The following is a 20,209-nucleotide window of genomic DNA, read 5'->3' on the forward strand; positions in this document are numbered from 1 at the left end:
CCTTCTCCCACGTGAGGGGAGAAGGGCGAACCGGGACCGCCCATGAACATCCTGTCCATCCAGTCCCACGTCGCCTACGGGCATGTCGGCAACGCCGCCGCCACCTTCCCCATCCAGCGGATGGGGCACGACGTGTGGCCCATCCACACGGTGCAGTTCTCCAACCACACCGGCTACGGTGCCTGGCGCGGACAGGTCTTCGACGCGGGGCTGATCGGCGACTGCGTGGCGGGCATCGCGGAGCGCGGCGCCCTCGCCCGGTGCGACGGGGTGCTGTCGGGCTACATGGGCTCGGCCGACACCGGCATCGCTATCCTCGACGCCGTGGCGCGGGTGCGCGAAGCCCATGCCGGCGCGCTCTATTGCTGCGATCCCGTCATCGGCGACGTCGGCCGCGGCGTGTTCGTGCGCCCCGGCATCGCCGAGTTCATGCGCGACCGCGCCCTGCCGGCCGCCGACGTCGTCACCCCCAACCAGTTCGAACTCGAACTCCTCTGCGGCCAGGGGACGGGGACGCAAGCGGGCCTGCGCGCCGGCTTGGCGGCGCTGCATGCCAAGGGTCCCCGCGCCGTGCTGGTCACCTCCTACCTCGGCGACGCGACGCCCGACGACGCGCTCGACCTCGTCGCCTCGGACGGCAGCCGGGCGTGGCGCATCCGCACGCCGAAGCTGGCCCTTTCGGTCAACGGCGCCGGCGACGCCATCGCGGCCCTGTTCTTCGTGACCTATCTGGCCCGCCGCTCCGTGCCCGACGCGCTGTCGCATGCCGCCTCGGCGGTGTTCGGCCTGCTCTCGGCGACGCTGGAGGCCGGCACGCGCGAACTCGCGCTCGTGGCGGCCCAGGACGAGTTCGTGCGCCCCTCCCGCGTCTTCACGCCCGAACCGCTCTGACGGCGCCGCGTGGCGGGGCTTTCTGCCGGCTCCGGGGAACACCTGCCCGTCGTGGCGATTGTCAGGGCGCATTTCCGGAACTCGAGGAGACCTCCCATGGCCACGCAGGTGACCGACACCAATCCCGCGTCCCTCAACACGCCCAACGATCTCGGCGACAACGGCCGCCAGGCGGTGGCCGATTCGGTCAACAAGCTCGTCGCCGACGCCTTCGTGCTCTACACCAAGACCAAGAACTTCCACTGGCACATGACGGGCCCGCACTTCCGGGACTACCACCTGATGCTCGACGAGCAGTCCGAGCAGATCTTCGCCAGCACCGACCCGCTGGCCGAGCGGGTGCGCAAGCTCGGCAAGCGCACCGTCCATTCCATGGCCGAGATGGTCAAGATCGCCCATCTCGAGGAGAACAATGCCGACTTCATCCCGCCGCTCGACATGCTCGGCGAGCTGATGTCGGACAACAAGAAGATGGCGGCGGCGATGCGCGAGACCCACAAGGTCTGCGACGAGCACGAGGATGTGGCGACCGCCAGCCTGCTCGAGAACTACATCGACGAGACCGAGCGCCGCACCTGGTTCCTGTTCGAAGCCATGCAGGGCGCGGACGAGAGCGGCCACTGAGGCGCTTGCGCCCGCTGGACGGGGGGCGGGGTCGCCGCCTCCCGCCCCGGGCGACCGGGCGCATGGTGCCGCGCCGCGATCCGGGCTAGTCTCGCGCCATGCGACGCCGCTTCCACACCCTCGACGTCTTCACCGACCGGCCGCTGAGCGGCAACCCCCTCGCCGTGGTCCACGACGCGCAGGGGCTCGACGCGGCCCGCATGCAGGCGGTGGCCCGCGAGTTCAACCTGTCGGAGACGGTCTTCCTGCTGGAGCCGCGGGACCCGGTGAACTCCGCCCGCATCCGCATCTTCACGCCCGCGCGCGAGCTGCCCTTCGCGGGCCACCCCACGGTGGGGACCGCCGTGTTGCTGGCCGAACTGCGCGCGCCCGAGATCGTGGCCCGCCAGGACCTCGCCCTCGTCATCGAGGAGGAGGTGGGCCTCGTTCAGTGCACGGCGCGCCGCGCCAGGGGCCGGCCCTATGCCGAGTTTCTCCTGCCGCGGCTGCCCGAGGCCTGCGGCACGCCGATGCCCGACGCGGATCTGGCGGCGTCGCTGTCGCTCGATGCGGCCGAGATCGGCTTCGACCGCCACCGTCCGCTGATGCTCACGGCAGGCGTGCCGTTCACGACGGTGCCGCTGGCCTCGCCCGAGGCGGTCGACCGGGCCAGCCCCGACGCCGGCCGTTGGCCGTCGGATCTCCGCACCTACGTCTACGCGCGCTCCGGCGCGGGCTTTCACGCCCGCATGTTCGCGGCCGGCCTCGGCATCGCCGAGGACCCCGCGACGGGTTCGGCCGCCGCCGCCTTCGCCGGAGCCGTGATGGCCTTCGACGCGCCGCCCGACGGCGAGCATGCGATCGAGATCCGGCAAGGCGTCGCCATGGGCCGGCCCAGCCTCATCGTGCTGGGGCTGGATGTCGCGGGCGGCGCGCTCGTGGCGGCGACGATCGGCGGCGGCGCCGTGATCGTCTCCGAAGGGACGATCGACCTGTGACGGTGGGTGCGCCCGCCGGCCCGCAGGAGGTCGTGGAGGTCGACGCCGTCGACTGTGCCTTCGAGCCCCGCCGCTGGGACTTCGCCGAGGCCCGGTCCGCCGAGATCGCCGCCCACTGGGCCGAGGCCTTGCGACGCAAGCCCCGCATGTTCGACGGCCGGGTGCTGCTGATGCATCGCGGTGCGGTCGAGGTGGAGGCAGATGGCCGGCGCGTGTTCCGCGGCGCCTATCTCGAGACCAGCTTCAGCGCCTTCCTGTTCTGGCGCGACATCGGCCTGCCGCCCGCCGGGGTGCGCAACGGCTTCGGCATGGCCTGCCTGTCATCGGCCGATGGCGCCTTCGTGCTCGGCGAGATGGGGCACCACACCGCCAATGCCGGTGCCATCTACTTCGCATCCGGCACGCCCGACCCCGGCGACGTTCGGGACGGCCGCGTCGACATCGAGGGCAGCATCCGGCGCGAACTCCGCGAGGAGACGGGGCTCGACGCCGCGACGCTGAGCCTCGATCCCGGACTGACGTTGGTGATGGATGGCTGCCGCGTCGGCTTCATGAAGCGCGTCCGTTCGGCCGAGACGGCCGAGGCCCTGGTGGCCCGCATCGGTGCTTTCCTGGCGCGTGACCCCGAGCCGGAGCTCGCCCGCATGCATGTCGTTGCCACCGCGGCCGAGATCGGCCCGGCCGTGCAGGTGTCGGCCGCCACCTATCTCAGGGCCAAGCTGCCCGCCTGACGAGCGTGGCCGCCGGGGCCGGCGGCGCGGGCCTGCGACGCGCGCCAGATCATCGGCCTCGGTCCAAGCTGCGCCGCGACGACGGCCCGACAGGCTCGGGCCCGGCCGACAACCATCCCTGCCAGGACCGACATCATGCCGATCTCCGCGCCCGCTGCCCAACCGTCCCGCAGTCCCACCCGCGCCGGAGGGATCGGCGCTTGACGGGCCGGGCGTCGAAACCGGGCCGGAAGGTGCCGAGCCTCGCCATCCTGGGCGGCGGCTTCACCGGCGCCGCGCTGGCGATCCACGCGGCCAGCGCCGCTCGAGCCCCGCTGGCGATCGACATCGTCGAGCCGGCGGAACGGCTCGGCCGCGGCGCCGCCTACGGCACGGTGGATCCCGTGCATCGCATCAACGTGCCGTCCCACCGCATGAGCCTCTTCGCCGACGTGCCGGACCACTTCACCCGCTGGCTCTTCGCGCGCGGCGTCCTGCCCGATCCGGCCAGCACGGACGGGCGCGGGGACCACTATGTGTCCCGCGCGGCTTTCGGCGCCTATGTGGCGGACAGCCTCGACGGCGCGCTGGCGCAGGCGGGGCCGGAAGTCGTGCTCCGGCACCGCCGGGCCCGGGCCGTCTCGGTCTCCCGCGACGGCCGGGGCTGGCGCGTGGCGCTCGACGGCGGCGAAAGGCTGGCGGCGGACGCCGTGGCTCTGTGTACCGGCCATGCCGCGCCGGCCCTGCCCTGCCCGGTCTCGGCGGCGGCCCGGGCCCATCCGGGTTTCGTCGCCGACCCGTGGCGCCCCGACGCCCTGGTGGCCGTCCACCGGGATGCGGCCGTGCTGGTCGTCGGCACCGGCCTGACGATGCTGGACGTGATCGCTTCGCTCGACCGCATCGGGCACCGCGGCGCCGTGCTCGCCGTCTCGCGCCATGGCCTGCTGGCGCGGCCACAGGGCGCCTTCCCGGACGGATTCGACCCCTTCGCCGGTGCCCCGGTGCCGCGCACCGCGCTCGACCTGCTCGCCCTCTTGCGACGCGGCCTGCGCCAGCTGGACCCCGATGTCGGCTGGCAGGAGGTGGTGGACGCCTTCCGCTTCCGCCTGCCGCCGCTGTGGTCGGCGCTGCCGCCGCGGGAGCAGCGCCGCGTGCAGCGCCGCCTCCTGCCATTCTGGGAGGTCCACCGCTTCCGGGCCGCGCCGCAGCCCTTCGCCCTGGCGACCGCGTGGCGCGACGGCGGCCGGCTCACGGTGCTGCGGGCGGCCTTGGTCGGCCTCGACGCCGACACTGCTCTCGACGCCGCCCTGGACCGCCCCGGGACGGGTGTGGAGCGCCGGAGCTTCGACGCCGTCGTTCTGTGCACGGGCCCGGCGAATGCGCTGCGCTCCGACCCGCTGGTGCGGGACGTCGTGGACCGAGGCCTGGCGCAGCCGGATGGCGTCGGGCTCGGCCTCGCCGTCGATGGTGAGAGCCAGCTCGTCGACGCTCATGGTCGGGCCGAAGCGCGGTTGCGGGCCTTCGGGCCGCTGACGCGGGGCAGTTTCGGCGAGATGACCGGCCAGCCCGACATCGTGCGCCACGTCGCCCGTACCGTGCCGGGCCTGCTCGAAGCCCTGGCGGACGCCTGAGCGCCGCCTGTTTCACGTGAGCCAGGGTCCCCGTCAGGGCGCGGCGTTGCGGGCCATGAAGGAGGCGGCGTCGCCATCGGCCGGGTTCACGAAGGTCACGTCGTCCGGTGCGCGGCGCGGCGTGTCGATGGCGAGGAACACCACCGGATGCTCGTGCAGCTCCGGCATGGCATGGACGGTGTCGCGGTCGAAGACGAGGAGCTGGCCCGGCGCGAAGGGGGCCGCCCGGCTCGCGTCCCCCATCCAGAACGTCCCCCGGCCCGACAGGACGTAGAGGTACTCGTCGCAGCCGCGGTGGGAATGCGCCGGCACGGGCCGATAGGTACGGAACACCCGCGCGCTGCCGGAGGGCCGGTCCGTGATGTAATGGTCGGCGAGCAGCGTCGCGGCGCTCTCCGGCAGGCTCGCGGCGAGCGCGAGCACGTCGAAGCGCCCGCCCGCCTGTCCGTCACTGGTCATGGCCGTTCCCTCGATCCCGAGCCTCGGCAGGCCCGTCTCGTCATGCTCGGATGTCGAGGCAGATCTTGCCGAAATGCGCCCCGCTCCCCTGGAGGCGGAAGGCCTCGGCGAGGTCCCCGAGCGGGAAGCTGCGGTCGATGACGGGCTTGAGGCCGATCGCCTCGATGCCGCGTACGAAGTCCTGCTGCTCGCGGCGGCTGCCCACGATGAGGCCCTGGAGCCGGGCCTGCTTCAGCATGAAGGGTCCGGTCGGCACCGGGCCGGCGTAGCCCGTCAGCACGCCGATGAGCGCGATATGGCCGCCGACGCGCACGGCCGCGATGGATTGCGGCAGCGTGCCGGGTCCGCCGACCTCGATGACGTGGTCAACACCGCGCCCGCCCGTCCAGTCCCACACGCGCCGGCCCCACTCGGGGTCCTGCCGGTAGTTGATGGTGTGGTCGGCGCCAAGCCCACGCACCCGCTCGAGCTTCTCGTCCGACGAGGAAGTGACGACGACGGTGGCGCCCATGGCCTTGGCGATCTGCAGGGCGAAGATCGAGACGCCGCCCGTGCCCAGCACCAGGACGGTGTCGCCGGCCTTGAGCCCGCCGTCGACCACCAGGGCCCGCCAGGCCGTCAGGCCCGCCGTGGTGAGGGTCGCGGCCTCGGCATGGCTGAAGCCCTTCGGCGCCCGCGTGAAGGCGGTCGCCGGCAGCGTCACGGCTTCCCGGGCGAAACCGTCGACGCCGTCGCCCGGCACGGTGGCGAAATCCGCGATGGTGGCGGGACCGTCGGCCCAGGTCGGGAAGAAGCACGACACCACGGAGTCACCCGTCGCGACGTCGGTCACGCCGGTGCCGACCGCCTCGACCACCCCGGCGCCGTCCGACATCGGGATGCGACCGTCGGCCTGCCAGCCGGGGCGGCTCGCCACGCCGTAGTCGTGGTAGTTCAACGAGGAGGCGTGCAGCCGGACGCGGATCTCGCCCGGACCCGGGTCCTTCGGGGACTCCATGTCGACGAGCTGGAGGTTGTCGAGGCCGCCGGGCGACCGCAGACGAATGGCTTTCATGGGACTCGTTCCCGCATGTGAGGATCGAGACCTCGAAGCGCCGGACCCCGGCGCTGGTTCCCTCCCCTGGGTCAGAAGGCGGGGGCGGCCGCGGTGGCGCGGTCCATGACCTGGCGGCCGAAGAGGCTCGCGACGAGGTCGACCAGGATGAGGGCGCTGCGGCCGCGGTCGTCGAGGAAGGGGTTGAGCTCGACGACGTCGAGCGAGCCCATCAGCCCGGAATCGTGGATCATCTCCATGATGAGATGGGCTTCGCGGTAGGTGGCGCCGCCCGGCACCGTGGTGCCGACGCCCGGCGCCAGCGACGGGTCGAGGAAATCGACGTCGAGGCTGACGTGCAGCCAGCCGCCCGCCGCCTTCACCCGGTCGAGGATGCGGCGCAGCGGCACCGCCACGCCCCATTCGTCGATGTGGCGCATGTCGACGACGTGGACCCCGCGCCGGTTCAGCAGGGCGCGCTCGCCGCGGTCGACCGAGCGGATGCCGAAGAGGTGGACGTGGTCGGGCGAGACCCGCGGACCCGGCGCGCCGCCGCCGAAGACGCCTTCGAGGCCCGGCTCGCCGCAGAGCGCGGCGAGCGGCATGCCGTGCATGTTGCCCGAGGGGGACGTTTCGGGCGTGTTGAAATCCGCGTGGGCGTCGAGCCAGATCACGAAGAGCTCCCGGCCGCTCTCGCGGCAATGGCGGGCGACGCCGTCGACCGAGCCCATCGACAGGCTGTGGTCGCCGCCCAGCACGACGGGCACTTCGCCGTCGCGCAGGCATTGCGCGACCCGGTCGGCGATCGCCGCCGTCCAGGCCGCGACCTCGCCGAAGCGCCGCAGGGTCGGGGACGAGGCGGCAACGGTGCCGGCCGCCAACTCCGGCATCAGGTCCCCATGGTCGCGCAGGCTGCAGCCGAGTTCCGCGAGGGCGGCGCCGAGACCCGCCGTGCGCAGCGAGGCCGGCCCCATCAGGCATCCGGCCTGGTGCGTCCCGGCCTGGACCGGCACGCCCAGCAGCGCGACGGGGCCGCGGGGTGCGGCGGGCCGTTCGGAATGGATGTGGTTCATGGGACAGCCTCCGCAGCCGCGCGCGCGGCCGGCGCCCCGGCATAGACCACAAGGGTCCGGCACAGAAGCCGCGGCTTCGCGGGCGCTCGGCAGCCGCGCCGACACCTCCCCGATGGCGTGGTTTCGGCTTTCCGCAGCGTGACGCTTTCGCGACGCCAGTCTTAGCGCGCCCTTCGTATCTGATGACACACAATGGTCCATCCGCCTCCCGCATCGCCGCAAAGTCGAGCCCGCCCGTGCCGAGCCAGTCCGACCCTTCCCCAACGCCGGACTCGCTCGCCGCTCCCTTGGCGGCGGTCGAGATCGACAAGCTCGTCCGGCGCTGGATGGCGGCCCGGCAGGGCAAGGACCTGCCGTTGTTCGAGGACGTCGCGCTCGGCAGCCTCGGTGCCGTCGCCGACAGGATCGGCATCGCCCGGGAAGATGCGCCCGGCCGGTTCAGGATCCTGCATGCCGGCCCGGAGTTCGAGCGCCAGGTCGGTCGCGACCTGACGGGCGTGGACTGCGACGCGCTCGCCCCCAGCTACCGGACCGGCATCGTGGACTGCCTCGCCCGCGCCGCGACGCGGCTCGTGCCCAGCGAGGGGGTGGCGCGCGGCTTGGTGGACGGCGCCGTCGCGACCTGCGACGTGCTGGCGCTCCCCCTCAGCAATCGGTGGGGCGGCCACCTGATGGTCGTCTACCTGCGGCAGCGGCCCGTGGTGCAGGACCTGCTCGAAGCCATGCACCGCTCGACCAGCGACGGCCTCGTGGCCCTGGCGGCGGCGGACGACCGGGCCGGGCGTCCCGACTTCCAGATCGTGAGCCTCAACGGCGCGGCGGCGCGGCTGTTCGGCCGTCCGGAGGAGGCGCTCTGCTGGCAGTACCTGTCCGACGTCATGGTGTCCTGGGGCAAGAACGGGCTCGACGTTGAACTGTCCCGCGCCTTGGACCGGCAGCAGGCGCATGTCTTCGAATATGCGGTCCAGCGCCGGGATGCGGAACCGGTGCACCTGCGGATCTCGGTCGCGCCGCTCGGCGACCTGCTCGGCATCGCCCTCACGGACGTCACGGAGATGAAGCGGCGCGAAGACTCGGTCCGCCTGTTGTTCGACAGCAACCCCATGCCGCTGCTCGTCTACGAGCGCGGCACCCTGGCCGTCCGCAGGACCAACGACGCCATGCTCCGGCTGTGCGGTCGCTCCGCCGGCGACCTCGTCGCGGCGACCTGGCCCGACCTGTTCGGCGAGGAGGAGCGGGCCGCCGTCGCGTCGAAGGCGCGCGCGACGGTGCGGGACGATGTGGCCCGGCGGGCCTGGCGCATGGTGACGGGCCATGGCGAGACGGTGGAAGTCGAGGTCTACGCCAATGCCCTCGACTTCGACGGCGACGATTGCGTCCTCGTTTCGGTCCTCGACGTCACGGCGCAGCGGAAGGCGCAGGCCCAGGTCGCCTACATGGCCCACCACGACGACCTCACGGGCCTGTGCAACCGGGCCCGGTTCCGCACGCATCTGATGGACGGGCTCGCCGAGGCCCGGACGCGGGGCGAGACCCTGGCGGTCCTCTGCATCGACCTCGACTTCTTCAAGCAGGTCAACGACACGCTGGGTCATGGCGCCGGCGACAAAGTGCTGCGCGCCGTCGGGGACCGGATCGCCACCGCCATCGGGCCGGGCGGCGTGGCGGCCCGGCTGGGCGGGGACGAGTTCGCCGTCATGATGACGGGGCTCGCGCGCCCGGCAGAGGCGAGCGCCCTGGCGGACCGGATCATCGGCCGGATCTCCGCCCCCTACCTCGTCGACGGGCACCAGGCCGTCATCGGGGCCAGCATCGGCATCTCGCTGGCGCCCGGAGACGGCTCCGCCCCCGACATCCTGCTGCACAACGCCGACATCGCCCTCTACCGGTCGAAGTCCCAGGGGCGCGGCGCCTTCCGCTTCTTCGAGGCCGGCATGGACCAGTCGCTGCAGGCCCGCCGCAGCCTCGAAGGCGACCTCCGCCAGGCCCTGGCCCGGGGCGAGTTCGAGCTTTTCTACCAGCCCATCGTGGCGGCGGGTTCGCTGCAGGTGCTGGGCTTCGAGGCGCTGCTGCGCTGGTTCCACCCCGGCCGCGGGGCCGTGCCGCCCGCCGAGTTCATCCCCGTCGCCGAGGAGATCGGCCTGATCCACGCCATCGGCGATTGGGTGCTGCGCCAGGCCTGCCGCGAAGCGGCGCGCTGGCCGGACGGGTGCCGGGTCGCCGTGAACCTGTCGGCCGCGCAGTTCCGGCGGGGCGACCTCGCCGGCTCGGTCTCCGCCGCGCTCGCGGAAGCCGGGCTGGCGCCGGCGCGCCTCGAACTCGAGATCACCGAATCGGTGTTCCTCGACGACAGCGCCGACAACATCGCGCTGCTGCACCGGCTGCGCGGGCTCGGCGTGGCGATCTCGCTCGACGATTTCGGCACCGGCTATTCGAGCCTCGCCTATCTCAACCGCTTTCCCTTCGACAAGATCAAGATCGACCGCTCCTTCATCCGCGACATGGCGGAGGACCGGCACGGCCTCGCCATCGTGCGGGCGGTGGTCAGCCTGGGGGCCAGCCTCGGCATCCGCACGCTGGCCGAAGGCATCGAGACCGCCGAGCAGCTGGAGCGCCTGCGGCAGGAAGGCTGTTCCGAGCTGCAGGGCTACCACCTCGGGCGGCCCATGCCGGCCCCGCGGCTGCCCGCGCTGCTGGAGCGCGGCGTGGCGCGCCGCCTGCACGACGCCGCCTGAGGGCCGCTGCCGGACACCTCCCCAGGGGGCGACTCCCGTGGCGTCCCGCGCGGCGTCTCAGGTGGCGTCTCCGGTGGCGTCATGGGCCGGCCTGGGGTAAGGGACGGCACAGACCGGGAACATATGCCACCGCATGGCCTATCGCTTCGTCCACGCCGCCGACATCCACCTCGACAGCCCGCTGAAGTCCCTGGCGCTGCGCGACCCCGCCCTGGCGGAGCTGATCGGCACGGCGACACGCCAGGCCTTCGTGGCCGTCGTCGACCTTTGCCTCGACGAGCGCGTCGACGCCCTCATGCTGGGCGGCGACCTCTACGACGGCGAGCAGACCTCGATGAAGACGGCGCGCTTCCTCGCCGAACAGCTGCGGCGCCTCGACGAGGCCGGGATCCGCGCCTTCGTGATCCGCGGCAACCACGACGCCCTGTCGAAGATCACCCGCGAGCTGGTGCTGCCCGACAGCGTGAAGCTGTTCGGCGGCTGGGCCGAGGCCGTGGCGGTCGACGGCGTCGCCGGGGGCCTCGACATCCGCGTGCACGGGCTGAGCTTCGCCCAGCCCCACGCTCCCGACAGCTTCCTGCCGCGCTACAAGGCGCCGGTCGAGGGCGCCGTCAACATCGGCCTGATGCACACCAGCCTCGAAAGCCATGGGGCACATGCTCGCTACGCCCCCTGCAGCACGGCGGAGCTGCAGGCCTCGGGCTTCTCCTACTGGGCGCTGGGCCACATCCATTCCCGCCACGCGCCGCCGCCCGGGTCGCCGCGCGCCGCCACGGTGGTCATGCCGGGCATCCCGCAGGGCCGGGACATCAACGAGGCCGGGCCGAAGTCCGTCACGCTGGTGACGGTGCGGGACGACCGCACGCTGCTGGTCGAGGCGCGCGTCACTAGCGTCGCCCAGTTCGAGCGGGTGCCGGTGGACCTCGGCGGCGTCGAGGACTGGCGGGCCGTGCTCGACAGGATCACGCGGGCGCTCGGCGCGGCGCGCGATGGCGCCGTGTCGCCCCACCTCGTGGCACGCCTGGAGATCGCCGGGGCGACGCCCTTCGCCTGGCAGATCCGGCGCGACCCCGACCGGGTTCGGGCCGAAGCCGCCTTCGTGGCGGGCGGGCTGCCCGGCACCTGGATCGAGAGCGTGGAGGTGGCGGTCTCGTCGCCCGATGCCGCGCCCGCCGCCGGCGACGCCGTGGCGGAACTCGCCGAACTCGTCGGCACGGCCGTGCTCGGCTCGGAGGCCTTCCGCATCGGCATGGGACCGGTCCTCGAGGAACTCACCCGCAAGCTGCCGCGCGAATGCCGCGACGCTGTGCTGGGCACCGACGCGGCGGCGGGCGAGGCCGCGCTGGCGCGGCTCTTCGCCGAGGGCGCCGAGGACGTGATGGCGCGGCTGCGCGATCCCGCCGACGCCGGCCCGGCCTGATGCGCCTCGCCCGGCTCGACCTCGTCCGCTACGGCAAGTTCACCGGCCGGACGCTGCACTTCGGCGCCAGACCGGTGGGCGGGCCCGACCTCCACATCGTCTACGGCCCCAACGAGGCCGGCAAGTCGACGGCCTTCTCGGCCTTCCTCGACCTCCTCTACGGCATCCGAGCCACCAAGGAGCCGAACTACGCCTTCCTGCACCCCTACCCCACCCTGCGGATCGGCGCGCTGCTGGAGCTGGCGGGCGGCGACCGCGAGCTCGTGCGCATCCGCCGCGCCCAGGCGACGCTGCTCGACGCCGACGACCGGCCGCTCGACGAGGGGCTGCTGGCGGCCGAACTCGGGGGCATCGGCCGGGACGGCTATCGCGGCATGTTCTCGCTCGACGACGAATCGCTCGAACAGGGCGGCGAGGAGATCCTGGCGAGCCGGGGCGACCTCGGGCGCATCCTCTTCTCGGGCAGCGCGGGCGCGGCCGGCCTCAGCCAGGCGCTGGAGGCGATGCGCGAGGAGGCGGACCGGTTCTTCCGGCCGGGCGCCCACAAGACGCGGCTCAACGAACTCAAGGCCGAGCTCGACGCCCTCAAGGCCGAGCGGGACGCGACCGACACGCAGGCCGCGGGCCACAAGCGCCTCGTCGACGAGCGCGACCGGGCGGCGGCGGCCCATGATGCGGCGCTGAAGGCGCGCGGCGACGCCGGCGTCCGCCGGGACGAGATCGCGCGCCTGCTCGGCGGCCTGCCGCTCCTTGCCCGGTCGCGCAGCCTCCACGACGCCCTCGGCCCGCTCCGCGCCATGCCGGAGCCGCCCGCAGGCTGGAGCGCGGAACTGCCCGGTCTCGAACGGGACGAGGTGAGGCTCGGCACGGAGCTTCAGGCCGTCCGCCGCGAGATCGAGGCGCTGGGGCTGGAGCGCGATGCCATCGCGGTGGACGAGGCCGCGCTCGGGTGCGGCGACGCCCACGACGCCCTGGCCGGCCTCCGCGCCGCCGCGCTCACCGCCGCCAAGGATCTGCCGCGCCGCCGCCCCAGCCTCGCCGAGGCTGAAGGTGCCGTCGCGGCGCATCTCGCCCGCCTCGGGCGGCCGCCGGGGACCGACCCGGACGCCGTGGCGCTGCCCGCCGCGCTGGTCGGCACGTTGCGGGAGCTGATCGCCGAGCGTTCGGGCGTGGCGGCACGCCGCGAGGCCGCCCGGCTGGAGCTGGACACGGCGACGGGCGACCTTTCGGCGGCCCGGGATGCCCTGGCGGCGGCGGGCGGCGCGGCGGCGGCGCCCGCCGCCGCCCTCGCCCGGCTCGCCGGCACGCTGGAAGCCGCCCGGCAGGCCGATCCGGCCGGCACGCTGCGCTCGGCGGATCGCGTCCGGGCGGCGGCCGAGGAGCGCCTGGCCGAAGCGCTGCGGGCGCTGGCGCCCTGGCGCGGCGGGGCCGAGGCCCTCGCCGGCCTCCCCCTTCCGGCGGCCCGCGACGCCGAAGCTTGGGCGAGCGAAGCCGCCGAGGCCGAAGCCGAGGCGCAGCGCCGGGACGGCGAAGCCGGGGACCTCGCACTCGACCGGGACGCGTTGCGGGCGCAGGTGGACGCGCTCGGGCGCGTCGCCGGCCCCATCGCGGATGCGGAGGTCCTGACGCTGCGCGCGGCGCGTGACCGGGCCTGGGCGGCCCATCGCGGCCGGCTCGACGCCGCTTCCGCCGAGGACTTCGAGGACGCGCTGCGGCGCGACGACGCCGTCGCGGCGGCGCGCTTCGGCCAGGCCGCCGAGGTGGCGCGGCTGCGCGAAGCCAGCGTGAGGCTCGCCGAACTCGAGACGCGGCTGCGTGGCGCCGGCGACCGGGCCGCCGCGGCCCGCCGTCGCCGGGCGGCGGTGGACGACGCGGTGGCGGCCGCCGCGGGACGCCTCGACCCGCCCTTGGCCGGCCCGCCGACGCCGGCGGGGCTCGTCGCCTGGCTGGCCCGCACCGGCCCGGCGCTGCGGGCGCGGGAGGAGGCCCGGACGGCCCTTGAAGCCTGCCGGGCGGCCGAACGCGATGTGCAGGACTGGCGCGACCGGCTGGCCGGCGCGCTGGCCGAGGCCGACGTCGCGCATGATCCGGCCGGAGCGCTCGACGGGCTCGCCGGCGCGGCCCGGGCCGCCGGCGCGGCCGCCGCGGCGCGCGGCGCGCTGGCGACCGAGTTCGCCGGGGCCGAGCGCCGCCTGGCCGAGCGCGCCGCCGCCGGAGCCCGCGCCGAGGCTGCCGAGACCGCGTGGGAGGAGCGATGGGCCGCGGCCTGCCGCGCCGGCTGGCTCGGCGAAACCGGCACCGAACCGACGCCCGCCGCCGTCGGCGAGGTGCTGGAAGTGCTGGCCGCCCTCGCGCCCGACCTCCGCACCCGGGCCGACCTCGGCCACCGCATCGCCGCCATGGAGGCCGACGAGGCCCGCTTCGCCGCCCGGCTGGCGTCGCTGGCCGCCCGGCTGGGGCTCGATGCCGCCTCGACCGGGGACCCCGCCGCCGTCCTGCAGCTCGACGCCGCCCTGGAGCGGCGCATCCGCGAGGCCCGGGCCGCGCAGGCGGCGCGAAACGCCTGCGCGGCCCGTCTCGCCGAGGCGGAAGCCCGCCATGCACGGGCTTCGGCCGCCGCGGCGGGGAACCGCGCCCGGGGCGACGTGCTGCGCGCCTTCTTCGGCGTCGATACCCTGGCCGAGGCCGGCGCGCGGCTGACGCTGTGCGCCGAGCGCGACCGCCTCGCCGGCGAAGCCGCGGCGCTGGAGCGCGACATCCGCACCTCCCTGCGCGTCCCAGACTTCGCGGCGGCGGAAGCCTTGCTCGACGGGCTCGATGCCGCCGCCCTCGAAGCGGAACGCGACGCCGCCGAGGGCCGCTACGCGGCGGCCGACGGCGAACTCAGGACCCACCACGCGAGCCGGGTCGGCGCCGAAGCCGCGCTCGATGCCGTGGGGGGCGACGATGCCGTGGCCCGCATGGAGGCGCGGCGGCGCGCCGTCCTGCTCGACATCGAGGACCAGGCGCGGCGCTTCATCAAGCTCAGGGGCGGCATCGCGGCGGCGGAGCTGGCGCTCGCCGCCTACCGCGACCGGCATCGGAGCGCCCTGCTCGCCAAGGCCTCGGAGGCCTTCGCCACCATCAGCCGCCAAGCCTATACCGGACTCGCCGCCCAGCCGACCGACAAGGGCGAGGTGCTCATCGCCAAGGCACGGGCGGGCGGCACCAAGCAGGCCGGGGACCTCTCGAAGGGCACGCGGTTCCAGCTCTACCTGGCGCTGCGCGCCGCCGGCTACCACGAGTTCGCCGCGACGCGCCGCGCCGTGCCCTTCGTGGCCGACGACATCATGGAAACCTTCGACGATTTCCGCGCCGAGGAGGCGTTCCGGCTCTTCGCCGGCATGGCGGAGGTCGGGCAGGTCATCTACCTCACCCACCACCGCCACCTGATCGACATCGCCCGCGTCGTCTGCCCGGATGTGCGGGTGCACCGGCTCGACGAGGCCGCAGCCTCCGGGGAACCAACATGAGCGATCCCATCCTGGTCACCGGCGCCTCGGGCTTCGTCGGTTCCGCCGTGGCCCGCGCGCTCCTCGCCGAGGGCGAGCGCGTGCGGGTGCTGGTGCGCCCGACGAGCCCCCGCACCAACATCGCCGACCTCAACGTCGAGGTCGCGACCGGCGACATCCGCGACCGGGCCTCGGTGGCGCGGGCACTCGAGGGCTGCCGCCACCTGTTCCACGTCGCCGCGGATTACCGCCTCTGGGCCCGCGACCCCGACGAGATCGTGCGGGCCAACCTCGAGGGCACCCGCGCCGTCATGGAGGCGGCGCGCGACGCGCGGCTCGACCGCATCGTCTACACGTCGAGCGTCGCCACGCTGAAGCTGCGGCAGGACGGCGTGCCGGTCGACGAGACCGCGCCGAACCACCCCGACACCACCATCGGGGCCTACAAGAAGAGCAAGGTGCTGGCGGAGCGGCTGGTCGAATCCATGGTGGCCGAGGGCCTGCCGGCCACGATCGTGCTGCCCTCGACCCCCATCGGCCCGCGCGACGTCAAGCCGACGCCCACCGGCCGCATCGTGGTCGAGGCCGCCAACGGCAAGATGCCGGCCTATATCGACACGGGTCTGAACCTCGTCCACGTCGACGACGTGGCGCGGGGCCACCTTCTGGCCTGGAAGGCGGGCCGCGTCGGCGAGCGCTATATCCTGGGCGGGCAGGACGTCGGCCTCGGCGACATGCTGCGCGTCATCGCCGGCCTCGTCGGCCGCAAGCCCCCGACGGTCGAACTGCCGCGCGGGCCCATCTTCCCGCTGGCCTATGCGGCGGAACTCGTGGCCCGCGTCACGGGGCGCGAACCCTTCGCCACCGTGGATGCGTTGAGGATGGCGAAGTACCGGATGTTCTTCTCGTCGGCGAAGGCGGAGCGGGACCTCGGTTATGCGGCGCGGCCCTATGCCGAGGCCCTCGCCGACGCCGTGGCCTGGTTCCGCGCGGCCGGGTTCATCGGGACCGAAAAGGGCAAGGCCGCATGATCCGTCTCTACACCTGGTCCACGCCGAACGGCCGCAAGGTTTCCATCGCGCTCGAAGAGCTCGGACTGCCCTACTCCGTCCATCCGGTGAACATCGGCAAGGACGAGCAGTTCTCGCCCGAGTTCCTGGCCATCGACCCCAACAACAAGATCCCCGCCATCGTCGACGACGCGGCGCCCGGCGGGCCGCTGTCGATCTTCGAATCCGGCGCCATCCTGACCTATCTCGCCGAGAAGACCGGCAAGCTCCTGGCGCCCTCGGGCCCCGAGCGCTATGCCGCGCTGCAATGGCTGCACTGGCAGATGGGCGGGCTCGGGCCGATGCTGGGCCAACTCGGCTTCTTCGCGGTGCGCTCGCCCGAAAAGGCGCCCCTCGCCATCGAGCGTTTCACCACCGAGAGCGGTCGGCTGCTCGGCGTCATGGAGGCACGGCTGCGCGCCGCCCCCTACCTCGGCGGCGAGGATTACTCGATCGCCGACATCGCCTGCTACGCCTGGACGCTGGCGGCCACGACCTTCCTCGAGGAAGCCCTGGGCGACAAGCTCGACGGCAAGGAGGCGATCCACGCCTGGCTCGACAAGGTCGGCGCGCGACCGGGCGTGCAGCGCGGCATGGCGGTGCCGAAGAGCTGAACCGCAGGGCCGCGGGGCGTCACGCCGCCTCGACCAGCCCCACCCAGTAGCGGATCCCGGCCGGGATGGCCCGGTCGTCGAAGTCGTAGCCGGGGTGGTGCAGCCCCGCCGTGTCGCCGTTGCCGATGAAGGCGAAGGCACCGGGCCGCTCGTGCAGGAAGCTCGCGAAGTCCTCGCCGATCATCAGCGGCGGCATGGCGGCCTCGCTGTTGCCCTCTCCCGCCACGCTGCCGGCCACCTGCGCCGCGATGGCCGCCTCGGCCGCGTGGTTGACCGTCGCCGCCGAGATCCGGTCGTAGGTGACGCGGGCTTCCGCGCCGTTCAGCCGCGCCACGCCCTCCGCCACGGCGGCGAGGCGCGCCTCGATCGTGTCGCGGGCGGCCGGCGACAGGCAGCGCGCCGTGCCGAGCAGGCGGGCCGAATCCGGCAGGACGTTGAAGGCGTCGCCGGCCTGGATGGCGCCCACCGTCACGACGGCGGGTTCCAGCGGATCGAGGTTGCGGGACACGATGCTCTGCAGCGCCACCACGATCTGGCTCGCCACATAGACGGCATCGACCCCCTGGTGCGGCATGGCGGCATGGGCGCCGCGCGCCTCGACCCGGATCTCGAACCGATCGACCGACGCCATGACGGCCCCCGGCCGCGTCGCGAAATGGCCGACCGGCAGGCCCGGCAGGCTGTGCAGCCCGTAGATGGCGTCGACCGGGAAGCGCGCGAAGAGCCCGTCGGCGATCATGGCGTTGGCGCCCTGCGAGATCTCCTCGGCGGGCTGGAACACGAACACGGCCGTGCCGGCGAAGTCGCGCGTCTCGGCGAGGTACCGGGCGGCGCCGAGCAGCATGGCGGTATGGCCGTCGTGCCCGCAGGCGTGCATCTTGCCGGGCACCCGCGAGGCGTGGCCGAGGTTCGTCTGCTCGTGGATCGGCAGGGCATCCATGTCGGCGCGCAGGCCGACGGCCCGGCTGCCGTCCCGGCGCCCGCGCAGCACGCCCACGACGCCGCTGCGGCCGACCCCTTCGACCACCTCGTCGAAGCCGAAGCCGCGCAGCTTCTCGGCGACGAGGGCGGCCGTCGGGCCGACGTCGAAGCCGGTGCCGGGGTTGCGGTGGATCTCCCGCCGCCAGCCCGCGACTTCGCCGGCCAGGGCTTCGATCCGCGACGTGTCAGACATGGCGGGCTCCGTTGCGACTGCGGCGGCGACGATGGCGCCGGGGCCGGCACGGTGTCAACGCGCGGGAAGCGGAGACCGGAGACCGTGAACAGGTCCGCCCGTCGCCGAAGCCACCCGTCGCGGCAGGGCCGCTACTTGAACAGGTCCAACGGCACGGCGTCGCCCATGGCGCGGTAACCGGCGTCGCTGGGGTGGAGGTGGTCGCCGGAATCGAAGGTGGCGCGGAGCTGCGTGGTGCGGGCGGGGTCGCGCAGGGCCGCATCGAAATCGACGGTGGCGTCGAAGGCGCCGCCGGTCCGGATCCAGGCATTGACGGCCTGGCGGGCCGCCTCGCGGGCCGGGGTCGCGGCGACCTGGCCGGTGCCGCCGAACGGCGTCAGCGTGCCGCCGACGACGAGGATGCCGCGCTCGTGGGCGCGGGCGATGATCTGCCGGTCGGCCGCGATGAGGTCGGCCGCGACCGTGCCGGGCGAGGCCGTGAACATGACGTCGTTCAGGCCTTCGAGCAGCACCAGCCAGCGCAGGCCGGGCCGGCTCAGCCCGTCGCGGTCGAGCCGCGCCAGCGCGCCTTCGCCGAAGGTGTCGAAAGGCGTGCCGCCCGTCACGGTGTTGCCGGCGAGCCCGAGGTTGACCACGGCCGGGATGGCGGCGCCCGTCCGGGCGACGAGGCGTTCGGCGAGCCGGTCCGTCCAGCGCCGGTCCCGGTCGGGGGTGGAGCCGACGCCGTCCGTGGTCGAGTCGCCGAGCGCCCCGACCGCTGCGGCGGTCTGCCCCGGTACGTTGACCTCGACGCCGCTCAGCGCGTAGCGCGACGTCGCGGTGGTGGCGCCCTTGAAGGTCGCGTCGCCGAGGTGGTCGCCGGGCAGCAGGAAGGCGGTTTCCCCGCCCTGGTCGTGGCCGACCTGCTTCGCCTCGGCGCCGTCGACGAGGGCCGTGATCACGACGGTGGACAGGGCCGCCACGGGCAGGTCCACCGGGTCGGACAGCAGCGGCGCGCCCGGCGGGATGGCGGCGGTGCTGGCCCCGCCGAAGGTCAGGGCGCGGTCGGTCGCCGGGTCGACGGAGCCCGGCGCCGCACCCGGCAGAGCGATGTGGGCGCCGCCGACCGTCATGGCGCGGGTCCCGGTCTCGTTGGAGAACCGCACCCGCAGCTGGGGGCCGCCGAGCGACAGGCGGAGGGACTGTCGCACCGTCGTGGCGCGCAGGCTCGGCGAAGCCAGGAGGGCGGGCGCCGCCGCCCAGGACGCCACCCAATTGGCCCTGGCCGGACCGGGCCCGGCGAGCAGGGACGCGAGCAGCGCGGCGAGGACGGCACGGGAGCGGTGGCGGCGGACGGGCACGGGCGAGGTCTCGTGGGGCGCGGGATCCTATCTCGGCATCCTGGACCCGTCGCGTTTCGATAATGCCAACGCGCCCGCAGCGGGCGTGCGACCGATGGCGCGCGGGCCCGGTGACGGTGCCCGGTCAGCGGCCCGCGCCGAGCCGGGTGCTGCGCCGCTCCATCGTGTCGAGGTCGATGCGGCCCTCGGCGAAGTCGTCGAAGACGGCCTGCAGCTCCGGCGACACGGGGCGGCCCGCGATGCTTTCCACGAGCAGCGCTTCGCGCACCAGGGCGGCGCGGTCGGGCTCGCCAACGGCCTGGAGGAAGCTGGGCTCGCTGCCGGCCTCCGGGTCGAGCACCGCGGCCGTGAGCCGGCCCGAGCGGAAGGCGCCGGTGTCGATGGAGATGCGGTTCGGCGTGACGACCGGCCTGTCGCCCATGATCGTGTGGCCGTGCACGACACGGCGGGGCAGCCGGCCCGTGAAGGTCAGAAAGGGTTCGCGGATCCAGATCAGGTCCTCGGGGTCCTGCCGGTCGAGCGGCACGCCCGGGCGGATGCCGGCATGGACGAAGAGGTGGGTGCCGTCGTCGTGGGTGAGCGGCAGGGCCGCCAGATAGGCGGCGTGGCGGCGCAGTTCGCCGTCCCGCCCCGCCATGGTCTCGACGGTGACGCCGTAGCTCAGCACCGTGTGGGTGAACAGGGTCCAGGCCCAGTCGGGGATGACCGGGCCGCGCGCCACCGCCGTGGCGAACAGGTCGTCGTGGTTGCCCTGCAGCGGCACGAAGCTGTCGCCCGGGCGCCGCGGACCCGCCATGACGCGCGCCACCACGCCGCGGGACGCGGGGCCTCGGTCCATGTAGTCGCCGGTGAACACGACCTTGGCGGCGGCGCGGCGCTCGGCCGCATCGGCTTCGACGAGGTCGAGCAGGTCGTCCAGCAGGTCGAGGCGTCCGTGGATGTCGCCGATCGCGTAAGTGACGGTTCGCATGGCCCTGGGCGCTGGAAG

At 74.0% G+C, this 20,209-nt stretch carries 16 protein-coding genes; 10 read left to right on the forward strand and 6 right to left on the reverse strand.

Annotation, left to right across the window (positions count from 1 at the left end):
• The first annotated feature begins 42 nt into the window (after window positions 1–42).
• From pdxY to D3272_RS14890, 5 genes are all read left to right on the forward strand, one after another.
• Window positions 43–891, forward strand: a complete 849-nt coding sequence (gene pdxY / locus D3272_RS14870; protein WP_129219992.1) for a pyridoxal kinase PdxY — start codon at window positions 43–45, stop codon at window positions 889–891.
• A gap of 96 nt (window positions 892–987) precedes the next feature.
• Window positions 988–1,515 (forward strand): Dps family protein, encoded by a 528-nt coding sequence (locus tag D3272_RS14875; RefSeq protein ID WP_129219993.1) that lies wholly within the window; start codon window positions 988–990, stop codon window positions 1,513–1,515.
• Window positions 1,516–1,613: 98 nt separating this feature from the next.
• On the forward strand, window positions 1,614–2,492 hold the full coding sequence (locus D3272_RS14880; RefSeq protein WP_129219994.1) for a PhzF family phenazine biosynthesis protein: 879 nt from the start codon (window positions 1,614–1,616) through the stop codon (window positions 2,490–2,492).
• A complete protein-coding gene (locus D3272_RS14885) occupies window positions 2,489–3,223 on the forward strand; it encodes an NUDIX hydrolase (protein WP_245496586.1) in 735 nt (244 codons plus the stop codon). The genes D3272_RS14880 and D3272_RS14885 overlap by 4 nt, the downstream gene beginning before the upstream one ends.
• A 200-nt stretch (window positions 3,224–3,423) precedes the next feature.
• Window positions 3,424–4,833, forward strand: a complete 1,410-nt coding sequence (locus D3272_RS14890; RefSeq protein WP_245496587.1) for an FAD/NAD(P)-binding protein — start codon at window positions 3,424–3,426, stop codon at window positions 4,831–4,833.
• Between the two features lie 33 nt (window positions 4,834–4,866).
• On the opposite strand, the gene D3272_RS14895 is transcribed toward D3272_RS14890, so the two are convergent.
• The 3 genes from D3272_RS14895 to rocF form a co-directional block, all read right to left on the reverse strand.
• Window positions 4,867–5,292, reverse strand: a complete 426-nt coding sequence (locus D3272_RS14895) for a cupin domain-containing protein (RefSeq protein WP_129219995.1) — start codon at window positions 5,290–5,292, stop codon at window positions 4,867–4,869.
• Window positions 5,293–5,332: 40 nt separating this feature from the next.
• Window positions 5,333–6,346 (reverse strand): zinc-dependent alcohol dehydrogenase family protein, encoded by a 1,014-nt coding sequence (locus D3272_RS14900; protein ID WP_129219996.1) that lies wholly within the window; start codon window positions 6,344–6,346, stop codon window positions 5,333–5,335.
• A 71-nt stretch (window positions 6,347–6,417) separates the two neighbouring features.
• The gene (rocF, locus tag D3272_RS14905) at window positions 6,418–7,398 is read right to left on the reverse strand and encodes an arginase (protein WP_129219997.1); all 981 of its coding nucleotides are present in this window, start codon (window positions 7,396–7,398) and stop codon (window positions 6,418–6,420) included.
• Window positions 7,399–7,634: 236 nt separating this feature from the next.
• On the opposite strand from rocF, the gene D3272_RS14910 reads away from it, so the two are divergent.
• The 5 genes from D3272_RS14910 (at window position 7,635) to D3272_RS14930 (ending at window position 16,707) form a co-directional block, all read left to right on the forward strand.
• Window positions 7,635–10,133: a sensor domain-containing protein gene (locus D3272_RS14910; RefSeq protein ID WP_165361367.1), complete on the forward strand. Its 2,499-nt coding sequence runs from the start codon at window positions 7,635–7,637 to the stop codon at window positions 10,131–10,133.
• A gap of 133 nt (window positions 10,134–10,266) precedes the next feature.
• A complete protein-coding gene (locus D3272_RS14915) occupies window positions 10,267–11,553 on the forward strand; it encodes a metallophosphoesterase family protein (protein WP_129219999.1) in 1,287 nt (428 codons plus the stop codon).
• Window positions 11,553–15,065, forward strand: a complete 3,513-nt coding sequence (locus tag D3272_RS14920; protein WP_129220000.1) for a YhaN family protein — start codon at window positions 11,553–11,555, stop codon at window positions 15,063–15,065. The genes D3272_RS14915 and D3272_RS14920 overlap by 1 nt, the downstream gene beginning before the upstream one ends.
• Window positions 15,062–16,075, forward strand: coding sequence for a hopanoid-associated sugar epimerase (gene hpnA / locus D3272_RS14925; protein WP_129220001.1), 1,014 nt, complete (start codon window positions 15,062–15,064; stop codon window positions 16,073–16,075). The genes D3272_RS14920 and hpnA overlap by 4 nt, the downstream gene beginning before the upstream one ends.
• Window positions 16,072–16,707 carry a glutathione S-transferase family protein gene (locus tag D3272_RS14930; RefSeq protein ID WP_129220002.1) on the forward strand — a complete coding sequence of 212 codons (636 nt, stop codon included), beginning with the start codon at window positions 16,072–16,074 and terminating at the stop codon, window positions 16,705–16,707. Before hpnA ends, D3272_RS14930 begins: the two co-directional genes overlap by 4 nt.
• Window positions 16,708–16,726: 19 nt before the next feature.
• Here D3272_RS14930 and D3272_RS14935 read toward each other — a convergent pair whose 3' ends face one another.
• The 3 genes from D3272_RS14935 to D3272_RS14945 all read right to left on the reverse strand — a co-directional run bounded on the left by D3272_RS14935 (window position 16,727) and on the right by D3272_RS14945 (window position 20,191).
• Window positions 16,727–17,881 carry a M20 aminoacylase family protein gene (locus D3272_RS14935; protein ID WP_129220003.1) on the reverse strand — a complete coding sequence of 385 codons (1,155 nt, stop codon included), beginning with the start codon at window positions 17,879–17,881 and terminating at the stop codon, window positions 16,727–16,729.
• Window positions 17,882–18,012: 131 nt separating this feature from the next.
• Entirely contained in the window at window positions 18,013–19,221 is a 1,209-nt protein-coding gene (locus D3272_RS14940) for an SGNH/GDSL hydrolase family protein (protein WP_129220004.1), read from the reverse strand.
• Between the two features lie 124 nt (window positions 19,222–19,345).
• Window positions 19,346–20,191 (reverse strand): metallophosphoesterase, encoded by an 846-nt coding sequence (locus D3272_RS14945; protein WP_129220005.1) that lies wholly within the window; start codon window positions 20,189–20,191, stop codon window positions 19,346–19,348.
• Window positions 20,192–20,209: the final 18 nt, after the last annotated feature.

Source organism: Lichenibacterium ramalinae (assembly GCF_004137085.1).
GTDB lineage: Bacteria > Pseudomonadota > Alphaproteobacteria > Rhizobiales > Beijerinckiaceae > Lichenihabitans > Lichenihabitans ramalinae.